The sequence below is a fragment of the Ruegeria pomeroyi DSS-3 genome (assembly GCF_000011965.2).
GTDB lineage: Bacteria > Pseudomonadota > Alphaproteobacteria > Rhodobacterales > Rhodobacteraceae > Ruegeria_B > Ruegeria_B pomeroyi.
Genome location: NC_003911.12, coordinates 662,940 through 678,840 on the forward strand (window position 1 = coordinate 662,940; position 15,901 = coordinate 678,840).

Genomic DNA, 15,901 nt, shown 5'->3' on the forward strand with positions numbered 1-15,901 from the left:
ACATATCTGTTCATCGGCATGTGTAGGGGCGATACGCGGAGCGGCCTTGATCTGGATCAGATGCGCGGTTTTTCGGCGATCAGAGCGAGGTTGTTGGCGGGCATTTCGACCACCTCGGCCAACTCCAGCCCGGCTTCCTGCATCCGGTCGATGATGTCGAAATCGTCCTTGTAACCGATTTCCGGGTCCTGCGCCGTCAGCGCCGCGTGGAAGCGTTCGTCGCCCTCGCTGGTCAATTCGCCCGCCCGCATGAAAGGGCCGTAGATCACCAGCCGCCCGCCCGGCGCCAGCGCTGCGGCGGCCTCGGAGATCAGGGTTGCAGCCTCCCCTTCGGAAATCAGATGGAGGAGGTTGATCAGTACCACCAGATCCTGACCCGCCCAGTCCGCGCCCCATCCGGGGCGCGTCGCGTTCAGCTCTTGCGCCGGGGCGACAGTGTCCAGGGCTTCGCAATAGGCATCGATGCTGGCGCGGCGTTGTGCGTCCACCTCGGTCGGTTGCCACTGCAGCCCGGGCAGCCGCGCGGCAAAGGCACTGACATGCTGGCCGGTGCCGCTGGCCAGTTCCAGCGCGCGGCCCTGATGCCGGGCCACCTGCGCTAGCAGGTCGCAGAGCGCGGCCATATTGCGTTCCGCCGCAGGCGCCACCATGCGTGCGCCGTCGCCCTGCGTGGCGATACTGGCAACCGAGGGCGGCGTGCGGCTCATCTGAGGCGCTCCGGCCGCAGCTGCGCCACCATCCTGGCTTCGATCTCAGGCGCGGCGCCTGTCACCAGGTCACACAGCAGTTGCGAGGCCGCAGGCGAGGTCTGGAACCCATAGCCGCCCTGACCGGCGCACCAAATGAAATCGCGCTGATCCGGGTCCGGCCCCAGCACCAGCACCCGATCGGGGGCAAAGCTGCGCAAGCCCGCCCAGTTGCTATCCATCCGGGTGACCTCCTCGGTCACCATCTCCTGATAGCGCGCCAGCCCTTCGGCCAGCACCATGTCATCGGCCCAGGCGTCCTGCGGTTCGACCGGGTCGGCATCGGCGGGGGAAATGATCAGTTTCCCCGCGTCAGGCTTGGCGTACCAACTCTCGCCGGCGCCCATCAACATCGGCCAGCCACTCAGGTCATGACCGCCCGGCGCGGGAATGCGCGCCATCGAGCGGCGGTAGGGTTGCAAACCGATCGGCGCCACCCCGGCCATCACAGCCACCTGATCGGCCCAGGCGCCCGCGGCATTGACGATGTTGCGCGCCTCGAACACCTCTCCGGCCTCGACCTGCCAGACCGCGCCGTGTGCAATGCGGCTCACCCGTTGCCGGGTCAGCACCGCGCCGCCATTGGCGCGGATCACGCGGGCGAAATCCTGCATCAGCCGGTCGGTGTCGATATCCCAGGCCTCGGCATGATAGGCGGTATAGACCACCGTTTCCGGGTTCAGGATGGGCACCATGGCGCGGGCCTCGTCCAGCGAGACCGGCGTCATCTCCATATCGACGATATCGGCCTGAAACGCCTCCGCCTGATCGGCAGCGCCCACCAGCATCAGCCCGCGCGGGGTCAGATAGCCGCCGTTGGCTGTATGGTGATACGCGGCGCTGGCCCGGTTCAGCGCGACCACCGCCGGTTTGCCATAAGCCTGCTCGAACAGCGCCGCCGAGCGGCCCGAGGCGTGGTATCCCAGCGCCTCTTCGGCCTCGAGCACCGTGACCTTGCCATGCGCCGACAGGCGGGCGCCCGCGCTCAGGCCCGCGATGCCGCCGCCGATCACCAGAAAGTCGATCATGCCTGTTCCTCGATCCTGTCCGTCGCCGGGGGCGGTGTCGGGCTGAGTGCCGTGAGCCGCGCGTAAAGCTCTGGCGGCATTTCATAGTTCATCGCCGCCAGCGAGGGCCGCAACTGTTCGGCCGAGCGGGCCGAAATGATCGGCTGCGCGCCCAGCGGGCTGGCCGCCACCCAGGCCACCGCCAGCGTCGCCGGGTCGACTCCCAACTCGGCCCCGATCCGCACCAGACCCTCGGCCGCACGTGGCATCCAGTCCAGCCCATAGCGCGCACCATAGCGGTCATCCTCGGTCAGCCGCCCTGCGCCGCCGCCGACATATTTTCCGGTCAAGAGCCCGCCGCCCAGCGGCGAATAGGCCGCCACCGCGATCCCCTGATCGGCGCACATCGGCAGGATTTCGACCTCGACCTGGCGCTTGACCAGGTTGTACATCGGCTGCAACAGGTCGATGCGCAGGTCGAACAGACCGGCCACCGCCACCGCCTTCATCACCTGCCAGGCGGCGAAATTCGACAGGCCGACATAGCGGATCTGCCCGGCATCGCGCAGCCGCGCCAGGCATTCCATCGTCTCGTTGAGGTCGGTGTCGGGATCGAACCGATGCAGATAAAGCGCATCGATCATGTCGAGCCCGAGCCGCTGGCGGCAGATATCGAACTGCGCCCGGATATTTGCTGCCCCCGCGCCCCCCAAATAGCCCACCTTGGTGGCGATCAGCAGCCGGTCGCGCTCGGCCCCGATCATACCGCCCAACAGGGTCTCGGACCTGCCGTCGGTATAGACATAAGCAGTGTCGAAATGGCTGATGCCGGCGGCGCGGCAGGCGGCGTACATGGCAGCCGATGCCGCCGCATCGGCGCGGCCGCCGAATTGCATGGTGCCAAAGGCAAAGGCGCTTGCCGGTCTACCGTCGGGGGTGGTGAGGGTCGCTGTCATGGCGCGAACCATGGCATGTGCCGAATGGGTCGAAAAGAGCGAATCCGACACACCGTCTCGTGCTTGCGCCGCAGCCCTTTGACCGCGCATAGTGATTTTGAACCACAAGCCATTTCGGGAGAGGGATTTGAGTACGAGCAACATACATCCGATGGCCTCCGAGCATCTTCCGCGCTATATCGTGGCTGCGGATGGCAGCGATTATCTGTTCACCGTCATGGCGGTGTTCACGGTAGGCCTGATCCTGCTGATCGGGGTCGGATATTTCACCCTGCATGCCCTGCCGGAACGCATGGCGCACAAGAACAATCATTCCCAGTTCCAGCTGGTGGGCATATTGGCGCTGCTGGCGCTGTTCACCCATAACAACGTGTTCTGGGTGGCCGCGGTGCTGGTAGCTGGGTTCCAGATCCCCGATCTGGCGGCCCCCTTGCGCGCCATTTCCGACGCGATACGCGGGCTTGGCAAGACCGAGGATCAGGGCAACGCGACCCCGTCCGAGCGTGCGCCGGAACCAACCCCGCATCCCGCCGCAGCGACCGAAGGGCACTGAACCATGCTGGAAACGATACTCTGCGCGCTTGTCACGCTGCTGCCCGACTACCTGTTCCGCCGATACGTCCAGGGCAAGCGGATCGGCCACGAGCTGACGCTGTTCTCGGTCTGGTACGAATTGCGCTGGGGCCTGACCAGCTGTGCCATGCTGACCCTGATGGTCATCACCACGCTGTTCTATTTCCACCCCGCGACCAATGCGGTGACCTCGTATTTCCGCACCGTGACGATCCTGCCGCAGGTGGGAGGGCGCGTCGAAGAGGTCTATGTGGAAAACAACCAACCGATCGAGGCGGGCCAGCCGATCCTGCGGCTCGAAAGCCTGTCGCAGCAGGCGGGGGTCGAGGCGGCCCATGCCGGCATCGCCCAGATCGAGGCATCGCGCAAGCTGGCGCTGACCGATCTGGCCATGGCCGACGCGGGCATCGCCCAGGCAAGGGCGGCGCTGACTCAGGCGCAAGAGGATCTGGCCCGCAACCAGACGCTCAAGGATCAGGGGTCGAGCGCGGTGCGCCTGACCGAGATCGAGCGGCTCGACAATCTGGTCAGCGAGCGCGAGGCGCTGTTGCAGGCGGCCGAGGCCGGCAAGGCGGCCGCGCAGCAGCAGATCGAGGTGCTGATCCCCGCCCAGATGGCCAGCGCCCAGGCGCAACTGGAACTGGCCAAGGCCGAACTGGGCAAGACACTGGTCGTTGCGGGGGTCGATGGCCGGATCGAACAGTTCGGACTTCAGGTTGGCGACTATGTCAGTCCGCTGTTGCGGCCTGCGGGCATACTGGTGCCGTCGCATTCGGGTCGGGGCCGGTTCCAGGCCGGGTTCAACCAGATGGCGGCGCAGGTGATCAAACCGGGCATGATCGGCGAAATCGGTTGCATGACCAAACCCTTTACCATCGTCCCGATGGTGGTGGTGGCGGTGCAGGACGTGATCCCCTCGGGGCAGATCCACCCCACCGACGTGCTGCGCGATCCGGCCAGGAACCTGATGCCGGGCAGCGTGACCGTCTACATGGAACCGCTCTACGAGGGCGGCGCGGACCTGCTGCCACCGGGCAGCGCCTGCCTCGCCAATGTTTATACCAACAATCACTACCGGCTGGCACATGACACGGATATGGGCGGTTTCGAACGCGTCTTTCTGCATGTGGTCGACACGATCGGCGTCGTACATGCCGCCGGCCTGAGATTGCGGGTGCTGTTGATGCCGGTACAGAGCCTGGTGTTCTCGGGCGGGCATTGAGTCCACGCGACAGGTGAGTGAAAGGGGCCGTTTCCGGCCCCTTTCCTATTCGGCGGCAATGGCCGACTGATCGGTGATCACCATGCTGCAGGCGCGGCAGGCGATTTCGCCGGTCTGATCGAACCAGCGGCAGCTGGCCCGGATCGGGCAGGGCGGCAGGTGATCGGCCAGCGGCACCTGCGCCTGCTCCAGATGCGACAGAACATGGTCGATCACGCCGCAGCGGCTGCCGGTCCATTGCGCACAGCCCGAGGTCGCGCAGGGGGAGGAAAAGCGCATGCGCGCCTCGGGCTTGCCATGGGCAGAGGCGGTTTCGACGAAATCGGCGTCGATGGTCATGGAACTGCGCAGATGGCGCACATGCCCGTCCGGCCCCTTGACGCCCAAGAGCTGGTTGCCCGGCGCGCAGCGCGCGCTCGGGCAGGTCCTGTCCGGGCTGGACATCGGTTTCACCCCAGGCGGGCGAGCATGCCGCCCAGCTGCTTTTCGCGCTCCAGCAGTGGGCCCAGGTCAGGATGCAGGATGATCCCGTACCATTCGCGCGGGAACTTGGTCACCCAGGGTTTCTCGAACCCGGTGCGGGCGATATGGCCCAGGACCAGCTTCTGGATGTCGCCCTGAAGCTCCATCTCGGTGCTCTTGTCCATTTCCAGATCGCCGGTATCGACAACAAATCGTGCCATGTCAGTCTCCTTGATGAAAATGCCGCCCCTGAAAATACGTGCGGGGCAGGGACAGAATACATCTGCGCGCACTCGCACCCTATGCGGGAAAACCAGACCCCATTGCACGCATGGGCGAAACTCCGCCGAAACGCTTGCGGCTGGACGACCAAGAAAATTCGTCGAATTTTCTTGGCCCGGCAGCGCGCGCCGGAATGAAAAAGGCCCCGCCGGGGCGGGGCCTTTGGTCCGATCATTCGACCTGGGATCAGTTCGGGATGTCGCCTTCGATGCCTTCGACATAGAAGTTCATGCCCGCCAGCGTGCCGTCATCGGCGGTTTCGCCCGCGGCCAGCCAGTCCGAACCGTCCTGCTTCTTCAGCGGGCCGGTGAACGCGTGATAGGATCCGTTGGCAAGCGCGTCCTTCAGCGCCAGCGCCTCGGCCTTCACATCGGCCGGAACCGCGTCCGAGATCTCGCCGATGCCCACCATGCCGGCACCGATGCCGTCCCAGGTGCTGACGCTGGTCCAGGTGCCATCCATCACCGCCTTGGTGCGGGCGATGTAATAGGGCGCCCAGTTGTCGATGATCGAGCTGACGCGCGGCATCGGGGCATATTCGCTCATGTCCGAGGCCTGGCCAAAGGTGATCACGTTACCCGCGGCCTGCGCGGCGGCCTGCGGCGCGGTCGAGTCGGTGTGCTGCAGGATCACGTCCGCACCTTGTTCTATCAGCACCTTGGCGGCGTCGGCCTCTTTCGCCGGATCGAACCAGGTATAGGCCCAGACGATCTTGAACTGCACGTCCGGGTTCACCTTGCGGGCGTGGATAAAGGCCGAGTTGATGCCCCGGATCACCTCGGGGATCGGGTACGACCCGATATAGCCCACGATGTTCGACTTGGTCATGCGCCCGGCGATGGTGCCCTGCACGGCGCGGCCTTCATAGAAACGGGCCGAATAGACCGACACGTTTTCGGCCTGCTTGTAGCCGGTGGCGTGCTCGAACTTCACCTTGGGGAATTTCTTGGCCACGTTGATCGTCGGATCCATGTAGCCGAACGAGGTGGTAAAGATCAGGTCGGCGCCTTCCAGTGCCATCTGGGTCATCACCCGCTCGGCATCCGGGCCCTCGGGTACGCTTTCGACGAACACGGTTTCGACCTTGTCGCCGAACTCCGCCTCGACGGCCTGGCGGCCCTTGTCGTGTTCATAGGTCCAGCCGCCGTCGCCGACCGGGCCGACATAGACAAAACCGACCTTGGTCTTGTCATCCGCCATGGCGCCGGTCGCCAGACCCAGCGCCATTGCGGCACTTGCGAGAAGTGAGGTGAATTTCATTTAGTGACTCCCCTTTATGGTTCGTTTGCAGTTTCGTTGTAGTTGGCCCCTCGTCAATGAGAGGCGTGGAAGCTGCGTCCAAGTGCGGCAGGCGCGCCGCTTTTGTCCGCAGAAAGGATCACAAGCACAAGGATCGTGATGAGATAGGGCGACATTGCCAGATACTCGACCGGGATGGCAACGCCCGCCGCCTGCAGGTTCAGCTGGACCACGGTAACGCCGCCAAAAAGATAGGCACCCAGCAGCGCGCGCCAGGGTTTCCAGCTGGCAAACACCACCAGTGCCAGCGCGATCCAGCCGACACCGGCGGTCATGCCCTCGGTCCACTGAGGCACCCGGATCAGGCTGATATAGGCGCCACCCAGCCCCGCGCAGGCGCCGCCGAACATGATCGCCAGGATGCGGATGCGGATCACCTTGTAGCCCAGTGCATGGGCGGCATCGTGGTTTTCGCCCACCGCGCGCAGGATCAGGCCCGCGCGGCTGTATTTCAGCACCCACCAGACCCCGGCGGTCAGCAGGATGCCAAGATAGAGGATCGGGTCATGGCTGAACAGGATCGGCCCCACCACCGGCAGATCGCTCAGCACCGGCAGGTCGAGCCGCCCCATCGCGGGCGGTTTGATCCCGACATAAGACTGGCCCATCAGCGCGCTCAGCCCAAGACCGAACAGCGTCAGCGCCAGACCGCTGGCGACCTGGTTGGCCAGCGCCACCTGGGTCATCAGTACAAAGAGCAGCGACAGGATCGCGCCCCCGATGGCGGCGGCGATGAAGCCCAGCCAGGGCGAGCCGGTCTCGACCGAGATGGCAAAGCCGCAGATGGCGCCGGTGATCATCATGCCCTCGACGCCGAGGTTCAGGACACCGGCCTTTTCCACCACCAGCTCCCCGATGGCGGCCAGCAAGAGAGGGGTTGCCGCGACCATAAGAGAGGCCACCAGCAGGACGGGATTGATTGCAGACAGGTCCATGGTTCACGCCACCTCTTTGCGAGCCGCACGGATGCGGTAATTGGTCAACAGATCCAGCGCCAGCAGGAAGAAGAGAAGCATCCCCTGGAACACCTGGATCGCGGCGGCGGGCAGGCCCAGGCTGCCCTGTGCGATCTCGCCGCCGATATAGGTCAGCGCCATCAGCCCCCCGGCCAGCAGGATGCCCACCGGATGCAGGCGGCCCAGAAAGGCCACGATGATCGCGGTAAAGCCATAGCCGACGTTGAAATCGATGCTGACCTGGCCCGAGGGGCCCGAAACCTCGAACATCCCCGCCAGCCCCGCCAGCGCGCCCGAGACGCCGAGGCAGAACAGGATCAGCCGGGCCGGTTTCACCCCAGCAAACCGCGCCGCCCGCGGCGCCTCGCCGGTCAGCCGGATGTGGAACCCGGTCATGTGCCGGTTGAGCAGCACATAGGCGAAGATCACGGCGATCAGCGCCGCCACCACGCCCCAATGCATCCCCGATCCCTCGATCAGCTCGGCATTATGCGCGCTGGCATAGGATTGCAGGTTGCGCGAGCCGGGAAAGCCGAAGCCTTCGGGGTTCTTGAGCAGGCCCAGCGACATCGAGGCCAACAGCTGTTCGGCCACATAGACCATCATCAGCGAGACCAGGATCTCGTTGGTGCCAAAGCGTACCTTGAGGAAGGCGGGCACCATGGCCCAGGCCCATCCGCCCAATGCCCCGGCAATCACCATCAGCGGAAAGACATAAAACGCCTCCATCGGGTAAAAGGCCAGCCCGACACCGGCGCCCACGATGGCGCCCATGATGTACTGCCCCTCGGCCCCGATGTTCCAGATGCCCGCGCGAAACCCCAGAGAAAGGCCAATGGCGATCAGCACCAAAGGCGCCCCTTTCACCAGCAGTTGCGGGCGGTAATAAAAGGAGTATTCGCCAAACAGCGGTTCCCAGAAAATGGTGCCGATCGCCTCGACCGGGTTCTTGCCAAGGGCCGCGAACAGCAGCCCGCCGAAAAACATGGTGGCCAGCACCGCCACCAGCGGTGTCGCCAGCGACCACGCGCGCGACGGCTGCGGCCGTTTCTCCAGAACGATCATCCGCGCGTTCCCCCCATCACGGTGTTCTTGTTGTCAGGCTGTTTCGGGTTGCGGTCAGACATGTGCCACCTCCATCCCGTGGGCGCCGCCCATCATCAGGCCGATCTCGTCCACGGTCAGCCCGGTGGTGTCGCGCGGTGCGCTCAGCCGTCCCTCGTTCAGCGCCGCGAACGTATCCGAAATCTCCATCAGCTCGTCCAGATCCTGACTGATGCAGACCACCGCCGCGCCCTTGGCCGCCAGATCCAGCAGCGCCTGCCGGATTGCCGCCGCCGCCGATGCATCCACGCCCCAGGTGGGCTGGTTCACCACCAGCACGTCAGGGTTCTGCAACACCTCGCGCCCGATGACGAATTTCTGCAGGTTGCCGCCCGAGAGCGAGCGCGCCGCGTTTTCCGGCCCCGGCGTGCGCACGTCGAATTCCTTGATGATCCGCTCGGCAAACTCGCGCGTTTCAGCCCATTTCAGGAACCCGTTGCTTTCCAGCCCCTCGCGCACCGACCCGGTGAGCAGCGCGTTTTCCGTCAGGCTCATATTCGGCGCCGCCGCATGGCCCAGCCGTTCTTCGGGCGCCGTCAAAAGACCCAACCGCCGCCGCGCCACCGGACCCAGCCGGCCCACCGGCTGGCCATCCTTCTTGACCGCGTCCGCCGCCGTCAGGATCTCGCCCGACAAGACGGCCAAGAGCTCGTCCTGCCCGTTGCCCGCAACCCCGCCGATGCCAAGAACCTCGCCCTTGCGCACCGTCATATGCACGTTCTTCAGCGAGGTGCCAAACTCGCTGGGCGAGGGCACCGACAGGCCCGAGATATCCAGCGCGATCTCGCCGAACTCGCGGCCCGACCGCTCCGGCGTCTTCAGCGCCGTGCCCACCATCATCTCGGCCATGTCGCGGGCCGAGGTCTCGGCGGGTGTGCATTCACCCACGTTCTTGCCCAGCCGCAGGATGGTCGCATGGTCGCAAAGCGTGCGGATCTCCTCCAGCTTGTGGCTGATATAGAGGATCGAGGTCCCCTCGGAGCGCAGTTTTTGCAGCGTCTGGAACAGGATCTCGACCTCTTGCGGGGTCAGCACGCTGGTCGGTTCATCCATGATCAACAGCTTGGGATCCTGCAGCAGACAGCGGATGATCTCGACCCGCTGCCGCTCGCCCGCGCTCAGGTCGCCCACCGTGCGGAACGGATCGAGCGGCAGGCCATAGGTCTCGCTCACCTCGCGGATGCGCGCGGCCAGATCGCCCATCGCGGGCGGATTCTCCATCCCCAGCGCGATGTTCTCGGCCACGTTCAGCGCATCGAACAGCGAGAAATGCTGGAACACCATGGCGATCCCATCGGCCCGCGCCGCGCGCGGCTCGGGCGGCGCATAAGGCGCGCCGCGCAGGGACATGGTGCCGCTGTCGGGCTTGACCAGCCCATAGATCATCTTGACCAGCGTCGATTTGCCCGCGCCGTTCTCGCCCAGCAGGGCATGTACCTCGCCCTCGCCAATGTCGAAACTGACGTTGTCATTGGCGACCACGCCGGGATAGGCCTTGGTCAGCCCCTTGATGCTCAGAAGTGGTGTGCTCACGCGCTCAGCTCCTTCCTTGTCGTTTCGCTATGCGCCGGGCTCAAGAGCCGGGCGGCAACGCCAATGGCGATGCTGGCGGGATGTTTGCCCAGGGCGGGATCGCCGATGGGGCAGGTGATGCGGGCGATCTGCTGCGGACCGTGGCCAAGCGCGGCCAGCCGCGACCGGAATCGCGCCCATTTGGTAGCCGAGCCAATCAGCCCCGCAAAGGCAAAATCGTGCCGCAGCAGACGGTTGCACAGTTCCAGGTCCAATTCATGCGAATAGGTCAGGATCAGGTGCTCGGCCTCTTTCGGCGCATAACCCACCAGATCGGCGGGCTGCGCCGCTGGCAGCGGCGTCACCCCGGCGGGGATGGTTTCGGGAAACCGCTCCACCCCGGTATCGACCCAGGTGATGGCGATCTCGGGCAGCGGCGACAGCACATCGACCAGCGCCCGGCCCACATGGCCCGCGCCCCAGATCCAGAGCTGCCGCGCCGGTCTTAGCACCGGCTCGACCATCCAGTCGCCGACCAGCTGTGCCTTGGGCAGCACACCCTGTCCACGCGCCTGCGCGAGCAGGCGCCTGAGCGCGAGTGGCGCGCCGGAAACCTGCAAGGTTTCCGGCCCGTTTTCCGTGCCGGAAAACGGCAGCGCTGGCCGCGCGACCACCGTGCCTTCGACCGTATCAAGCCGCGCCGCATCCCAGCTTTCCGTCAACAGCGTCACCGCTCCGCCGCAACACTGGCCCAGCTCCGGCCCCAGCGCATGCCGGCTCAGCCCCAGCCGCCCGGCGCGGGCCGCCTCTGCCGCCTGAAACTCCAGCGCGCCGCCTCCGATGGTACCGGACTGGCCGTTCTCCCAGACCAGCATCGCCGCGCCCACCTCGCGCGGGGACGATCCCCTGATCGCCGCGATCACCACCCTGGTCACTCGCCCATGCGCGGCCACCGCCGCGCGCAGCCCCTCCAGATCAAACGCCATCGCCAAGCCTCCGGATGCCTTTCCAGACCTCCTCCGCCGTCGCGGGCGCGTTCAGCGCCGGATAGGCATCGCCACAGGATGCCACGGCATCAGACAAAGCCAGCCAGGCCGAAATCCCCAGCATGAAGGGCGGCTCGCCCACGGCCTTCGACCGATAGATCGTGTCCTCGCGGTTCTGCCCGTCCCACAGCGCCACGTTGAACACCTCGGGCCGGTCCGAACAGGCCGGGATCTTGTAGGTCGAGGGCGCATGCGTCCTGAGCCGCCCGTGATCGTCCCAGACCAGCTCCTCGGTGGTCAGCCAGCCCGCGCCCTGCACGTAGCCGCCCTCGACCTGGCCGATATCCAGATCGGGGTTCAGCGAGGCGCCGGCATCATGCAGGATGTCCGCGCGCAGGATGCGGTATTCGCCGGTCAGCGTGTCCACCGCCACCTCGGTCACCGAGGCGCCATAGGCAAAGTAGTAGAACGGCCGCCCGCGCCCCTGGATGCGGTCCCACTCGATCTTGGGCGTCTTGTAGAACCCGGTCGCCGACAGGCTGATCCGCCCCTGATAGGCCAGCGCCGCCGCCTCGGCAAAGCTGTAGCGCGCCTCGCCCACCTCGACATGACCATTCCCGAACCGGACCGAGGCGACCTCCGCCTGATGCCGCTCGGCGAGATACGCCGCCATCCGGTCGCGGATGGTGTCGCAGGCGGCCTTGACCGCCATGCCGTTCAGGTCCGATCCCGACGAGGCCGCGGTGGCCGAGGTATTGGGCACCTTGGCGGTGTCGGTGGCGGTGATCTTCACCATCTCCAGCGGAATGCCGAACCGGCTTGCGGCCACCTGCGCCACCTTCTGGAACAGGCCCTGGCCCATCTCGGTGCCGCCATGATTCAAATGTACAGAGCCATCCTGATAGACATGCACCAGCGCGCCCGCCTGGTTCAGATGGGTCAGGGTAAAGGAAATCCCGAACTTCACCGGTGAAAACGCGATCCCCCGCTTGACGATCGGATTGGCCGCGTTCCACGCCGCCACCGCCGCCTTGCGCGCGGCGTAATCCGAACTGGTCAGCAGCGCTTCGGTCATCCCGTGCAGTTCGAAATCCTCGACCACCTGCCCATAGGGCGTGGTATTGGCTTCTTTCTGGTTGGAAATACTCCGGGGGATGTGGGGGGCAGCGCCCCCCACCGGCGCCGCATAGTAATTACGCTGCCTCAACTCGACCGGGTCGATCCCCAGCACATGCGCGGCATGGTCCATCACCCGCTCGATCCCGACCATCCCCTGCGGCCCGCCGAACCCGCGATAGGCGGTGGCGGATTGCGTGTTGGTCTTCAGCCGGTGGCTCTCGATCCGGGCATTGGGCAGCAGATAGGCATTGTCCGCATGCAGCATCGCCCGGTCCGCGACCGGCAGCGACAGGTCCTGCGCCCAGCCGCAGATCGCGTGATGCAAGAAGGAGACGCCCTGAATCCGCCCCTCCGCGTCGAACCCGGCGCGATAGGCGATGCGGAAGGCATGGCGCTTGCCGGTGATCACCATGTCGTCGTCGCGGTCATAGCGCATCTTGCAGGCACGCCCCGTGGCGCGCGCCGCCACGGCGCAGGCCACCGCCAGCGCGTTGCCCTGGCTCTCCTTGCCTCCGAAACCGCCGCCCATGCGGCGGGTCTCGACCCGGACGGCGTGCATCGGCACGCCAAGCGCCTCGGCCACCTTGTGCTGAATCTCGGTCGGGTGCTGGGTGGAACTGTGCACCAGCATGTCACCGCCCTCGCCGGGCAAGGCCAGCGCGGCCTGACCTTCGAGATAGAAATGTTCCTGCCCGCCCAGCTCGAATGTGCCCTCGATGACATGAGCCGCCCCGGAAATCGCCGCCTCGGCATCACCCTTTTCATAGATGCGCGGCCCGTCCTCGAACCGGCTGTTGGCCGCCAGCGCCTGTTCGATGGTCAGGATCGCGGGTTCCTCGGCATAGTCGATCCGCGCCCGCCGTACCGCCTTGCGCGCGGCCAGGTGGCTGGTCGCCACCACCACGAACAGCGGCTGACCTACGTAGTGAACGGTGCCGTCCGACAACAGCGGCTCGTCATGGGCCGAGGGCGAGACATCATTGGCAAAGGGCAGGTCATCGGCCACCATCACCCGGACCACGCCGGGTGCTTTCCGTACCGCGTCCAGATCCATCGCGGTGATCCGCCCCTTGGCAATCGTGCTCAGGCCAAAGGCCAGATGCAGCGTATCGCGCGGGGTGGGGATATCGTCGACATAGCGGGCGGTGCCGGCCACGTGCAGCGGGGCCGCGTCATGGGGCAGGGGTTTGGCGACGCTCATGCCCGTACCTCCAGCACATTGGCCAAATGGCCCTGATCCTCGGCGAAATAGCGGCTCAGCATCGCCTTGGCGGTCTCCATCCGATAGCGGGCCGAGGCGCGCATGTCCGACATCGGGGTGAAGTCCCGTTCAAACTCTGGCAGGGCCGCGTTAACAACCTGTTGCGTCCAGGGCTGGCCGATCAGCGCGGCCTCGACCGCGCTGGCACGTTTCGGGATGCCCGCCATACCGCCAAAGGCGATGCGGGCGGCGGTGACGGTGCCACCCTCGACGGTGATGTTGAAACAGCCGCAGACGGCCGAGATATCCTGATCGAAGCGCTTCGACAGCTTGTAGCATTTCAGCCGGTCGGGCTGGCGCGGGAAGCTCACCGCCTCGACAAATTCACCCGGCGCGCGGTCCTGCTTGCCGTAGTCGAGAAAGAACGCCTCGAGCGGCAGGTCGCGGCGTGTGTCACCCTTGCGCAGATGCAGGGTGGCACCCAGCGCGATCAGCGCGGGCGGGTTGTCGCCGATGGGCGAGCCATTGGCGATGTTGCCGCCGACAGTGGCGGCATTGCGCACCTGCACGCTGGCATAGCGGCGGATCATCTCGCCATAAGAGGGATGCAGGGGGGCCAGGGCGTCGCGCATCCGGTTCATGTCGACCATGGCGCCCAGGCGCACATGGGTATCGGTGATCTCGATATCTTTCAGATCGGCGCAGCCTGAGAGAAAGATCACCTTGGGCAACTCGCGCAGCTGCTTGGTCACCCAGAGGCCGACGTCGGTCGCCCCGGCGACCAGCGTGGCGTCGGGATGGGCGTCGTAAAGGGCCGCCAGTTCATTGCTTGAGGTTGGTGCGGCAGGGGGCTCTGCCCCCCGGCCTGCGGCCTCTCCCCGGAGTATTTCCGGCGATATGAAGGCACGATCGGTGGCGAGCCAGTCGGGTTTCGGCGCGTCCTCGACAGCGCGGGCGGCGCGGATGATCGGGGCGTAGCCGGTGCAGCGGCAGAGATTGCCGGCCAGCTGGGTGTCGTGATCGGTGGCGCCCTCGGCATGGCTTGCGGCCATCGACATCACAAAGCCCGGGGTGCAGAAACCGCACTGGCTGCCGTGATGGGTGACCATGGCCTGCTGCACCGGATGGGTGCCGCCCAGCCCCTCGACCGTGCGCACCGCCTTGCCGTCGAGTTGTGGCAGGAACAGGATGCAGGCGTTGAGCGCGCGGCTGCTTTCAGCATCGCTGATCATCACGGTGCAGGCACCGCAATCGCCTTCGTTGCAACCTTCCTTGGTGCCGGTCAATCCACGCGCCTCGCGCAGCCAATCGAGCAGTGTCGCGGTGGGGTCTACCCCCGCCAGCGTGACTGTCTCTCCGTTCAGAAGAAACGAGATGTCCATCCTGTGAAACCGGTCGCGTTACCCTGTTGGCCCAGGTGTGCCCGCCTTCGATGCGACGTAGAAGGGGGCCGGGCTGTTATCTGTCCTCAAGGTTAGAAACGGGAACCGCCGTCTGGCAAGAAAAACTCCATCTGCGATGCAGCAATTTTCGCCAACTTGTTTCGAAAGGGTGAGAGAATGGTCAGATTTACCCATTTGAATCATCTGTTTGCCCGAGAGACCGGGAACAGGTTTTGAAAGACCTTCATGTTTTTGCGAATAATCGCGGCGGGCTGTTTTGGGAATTGGCGGTAGTTTCCGGCCCGTCGCCCGCCCTCAAAGCAGCGAGGCCAGCCGTTGCAGGCCGATCGCGATGGCCAGCAGGCCAACCGCCACGGTAAGGGGGCGTCTGGGTAGGACCGCCGCCAGGCGACCGCCCACAAGGGCGGCCGGCACGCCACCCGCCACCAGCCCCGCGACCGGTAACAGCACCTCGTGCAGATCGCGCCCGGTGCCCCAACGGCCCAGATGGTACCCGGCCATCAGCGCCAGGAACACCGTCAGGCTGACCGCAAGCTCGGCCAGCGCCGAGGATCCGATGGCGCGGCGCGGCTCGTGCCCCGACCCGATCAGCCCGCTGGTCACCACCGGCCCCCAGCTGCCGCCGATCCCCTCGATCAGCCCGCCCGTCGCCCCCAGCACCGAGATCCGGCCAGTCGCCAGCAGGCGCGGCGCCCGTCCCGATAGCCCGCGCCACAGGATCAGCCCGCCGATCAGCAACAGGTAGCTGGCGATGATCACGGTCAGGACCGGGCGCTTCAACTCTCCCAGGATGAGCGCGCCGACAAGGCCGCCCGCCGCCCCGGACAGCGCCAGCCGCATAAACAGCGCCTTGTCGATATTGCCGTTGAGCGCATGGGACAGGCCCGCAACGATGCCGGTGGGCACCTTGGCCGCGTTGACACTGGCCGAGACCAGCGGTGGCGGCACCCCCTGCGCCAGCAGGACCGAGGCCGAGATGACGCCGAACCCCATGCCCAGGGCGCTGTCCGCAAGCTGCGCAAAGAAGCCGACAAGGGCAAAGGTGAGGAACAGGTCCAAGGGCGACTCGGGGA

At 65.8% G+C, this 15,901-nt stretch carries 15 protein-coding genes; 2 read left to right on the plus strand and 13 right to left on the minus strand.

Translation table 11 applies throughout. The features are described 5' to 3' along the window. Positions 1 to 56 precede the first annotated feature (56 nt). Genes SPO_RS03240 through SPO_RS03250 form a run of 3 tightly spaced genes read right to left on the minus strand, consistent with a single transcriptional unit; the run spans position 57 to position 2,709 of the window. A complete protein-coding gene (locus SPO_RS03240) occupies positions 57 to 707 on the minus strand; it encodes a DUF938 domain-containing protein (RefSeq protein ID WP_011046392.1) in 651 nt (216 codons plus the stop codon). Beyond that, the gene (locus tag SPO_RS03245) at positions 704 to 1,774 is read right to left on the minus strand and encodes an NAD(P)/FAD-dependent oxidoreductase (protein ID WP_011046393.1); all 1,071 of its coding nucleotides are present in this window, start codon (positions 1,772 to 1,774) and stop codon (positions 704 to 706) included. The genes SPO_RS03240 and SPO_RS03245 overlap by 4 nt, the downstream gene beginning before the upstream one ends. Continuing rightward, positions 1,771 to 2,709 (minus strand): aldo/keto reductase, encoded by a 939-nt coding sequence (locus SPO_RS03250; RefSeq protein ID WP_011046394.1) that lies wholly within the window; start codon positions 2,707 to 2,709, stop codon positions 1,771 to 1,773. Before SPO_RS03250 ends, SPO_RS03245 begins: the two co-directional genes overlap by 4 nt. Before the next feature lie 151 nt (positions 2,710 to 2,860). Between SPO_RS03250 and SPO_RS03255 the strand changes: the two genes are divergently transcribed. Both SPO_RS03255 and SPO_RS03260 read left to right on the plus strand, forming a co-directional pair. Continuing rightward, entirely contained in the window at positions 2,861 to 3,262 is a 402-nt protein-coding gene (locus tag SPO_RS03255) for a hypothetical protein (protein ID WP_044027888.1), read from the plus strand. A 3-nt stretch (positions 3,263 to 3,265) separates the two neighbouring features. Beyond that, positions 3,266 to 4,504: an HlyD family secretion protein gene (locus SPO_RS03260; protein ID WP_011046396.1), complete on the plus strand. Its 1,239-nt coding sequence runs from the start codon at positions 3,266 to 3,268 to the stop codon at positions 4,502 to 4,504. 45 nt (positions 4,505 to 4,549) lie between these two features. Here SPO_RS03260 and SPO_RS22115 read toward each other — a convergent pair whose 3' ends face one another. The 10 genes from SPO_RS22115 to SPO_RS03310 all read right to left on the minus strand — a co-directional run bounded on the left by SPO_RS22115 (position 4,550) and on the right by SPO_RS03310 (position 15,887). Next, complete coding sequence (locus SPO_RS22115) at positions 4,550 to 4,948, minus strand: hypothetical protein (RefSeq protein ID WP_051420309.1); 399 nt, start codon at positions 4,946 to 4,948, stop codon at positions 4,550 to 4,552. Between the two features lie 5 nt (positions 4,949 to 4,953). Then, positions 4,954 to 5,187, minus strand: coding sequence for a hypothetical protein (locus SPO_RS03270; RefSeq protein ID WP_044027890.1), 234 nt, complete (start codon positions 5,185 to 5,187; stop codon positions 4,954 to 4,956). Positions 5,188 to 5,434: 247 nt separating this feature from the next. Continuing rightward, positions 5,435 to 6,508, minus strand: coding sequence for a BMP family ABC transporter substrate-binding protein (locus SPO_RS03275; RefSeq protein WP_011046399.1), 1,074 nt, complete (start codon positions 6,506 to 6,508; stop codon positions 5,435 to 5,437). Between the two features lie 53 nt (positions 6,509 to 6,561). Then, complete coding sequence (locus SPO_RS03280; RefSeq protein WP_011046400.1) at positions 6,562 to 7,482, minus strand: ABC transporter permease; 921 nt, start codon at positions 7,480 to 7,482, stop codon at positions 6,562 to 6,564. A gap of 3 nt (positions 7,483 to 7,485) precedes the next feature. Then, entirely contained in the window at positions 7,486 to 8,568 is a 1,083-nt protein-coding gene (locus SPO_RS03285; RefSeq protein ID WP_011046401.1) for an ABC transporter permease, read from the minus strand. A 54-nt stretch (positions 8,569 to 8,622) separates the two neighbouring features. Then, the gene (locus SPO_RS03290) at positions 8,623 to 10,140 is read right to left on the minus strand and encodes an ABC transporter ATP-binding protein (protein WP_011046402.1); all 1,518 of its coding nucleotides are present in this window, start codon (positions 10,138 to 10,140) and stop codon (positions 8,623 to 8,625) included. Then, on the minus strand, positions 10,137 to 11,105 hold the full coding sequence (xdhC, locus tag SPO_RS03295) for a xanthine dehydrogenase accessory protein XdhC (RefSeq protein WP_011046403.1): 969 nt from the start codon (positions 11,103 to 11,105) through the stop codon (positions 10,137 to 10,139). Before xdhC ends, SPO_RS03290 begins: the two co-directional genes overlap by 4 nt. After that, positions 11,095 to 13,425: a xanthine dehydrogenase molybdopterin binding subunit gene (xdhB, locus tag SPO_RS03300; protein WP_011046404.1), complete on the minus strand. Its 2,331-nt coding sequence runs from the start codon at positions 13,423 to 13,425 to the stop codon at positions 11,095 to 11,097. Before xdhB ends, xdhC begins: the two co-directional genes overlap by 11 nt. Next, a complete protein-coding gene (gene xdhA / locus SPO_RS03305; protein ID WP_011046405.1) occupies positions 13,422 to 14,807 on the minus strand; it encodes a xanthine dehydrogenase small subunit in 1,386 nt (461 codons plus the stop codon). The genes xdhB and xdhA overlap by 4 nt, the downstream gene beginning before the upstream one ends. A 315-nt stretch (positions 14,808 to 15,122) precedes the next feature. Continuing rightward, entirely contained in the window at positions 15,123 to 15,887 is a 765-nt protein-coding gene (locus tag SPO_RS03310) for a sulfite exporter TauE/SafE family protein (RefSeq protein WP_011046406.1), read from the minus strand. Positions 15,888 to 15,901 lie beyond the last annotated feature (14 nt).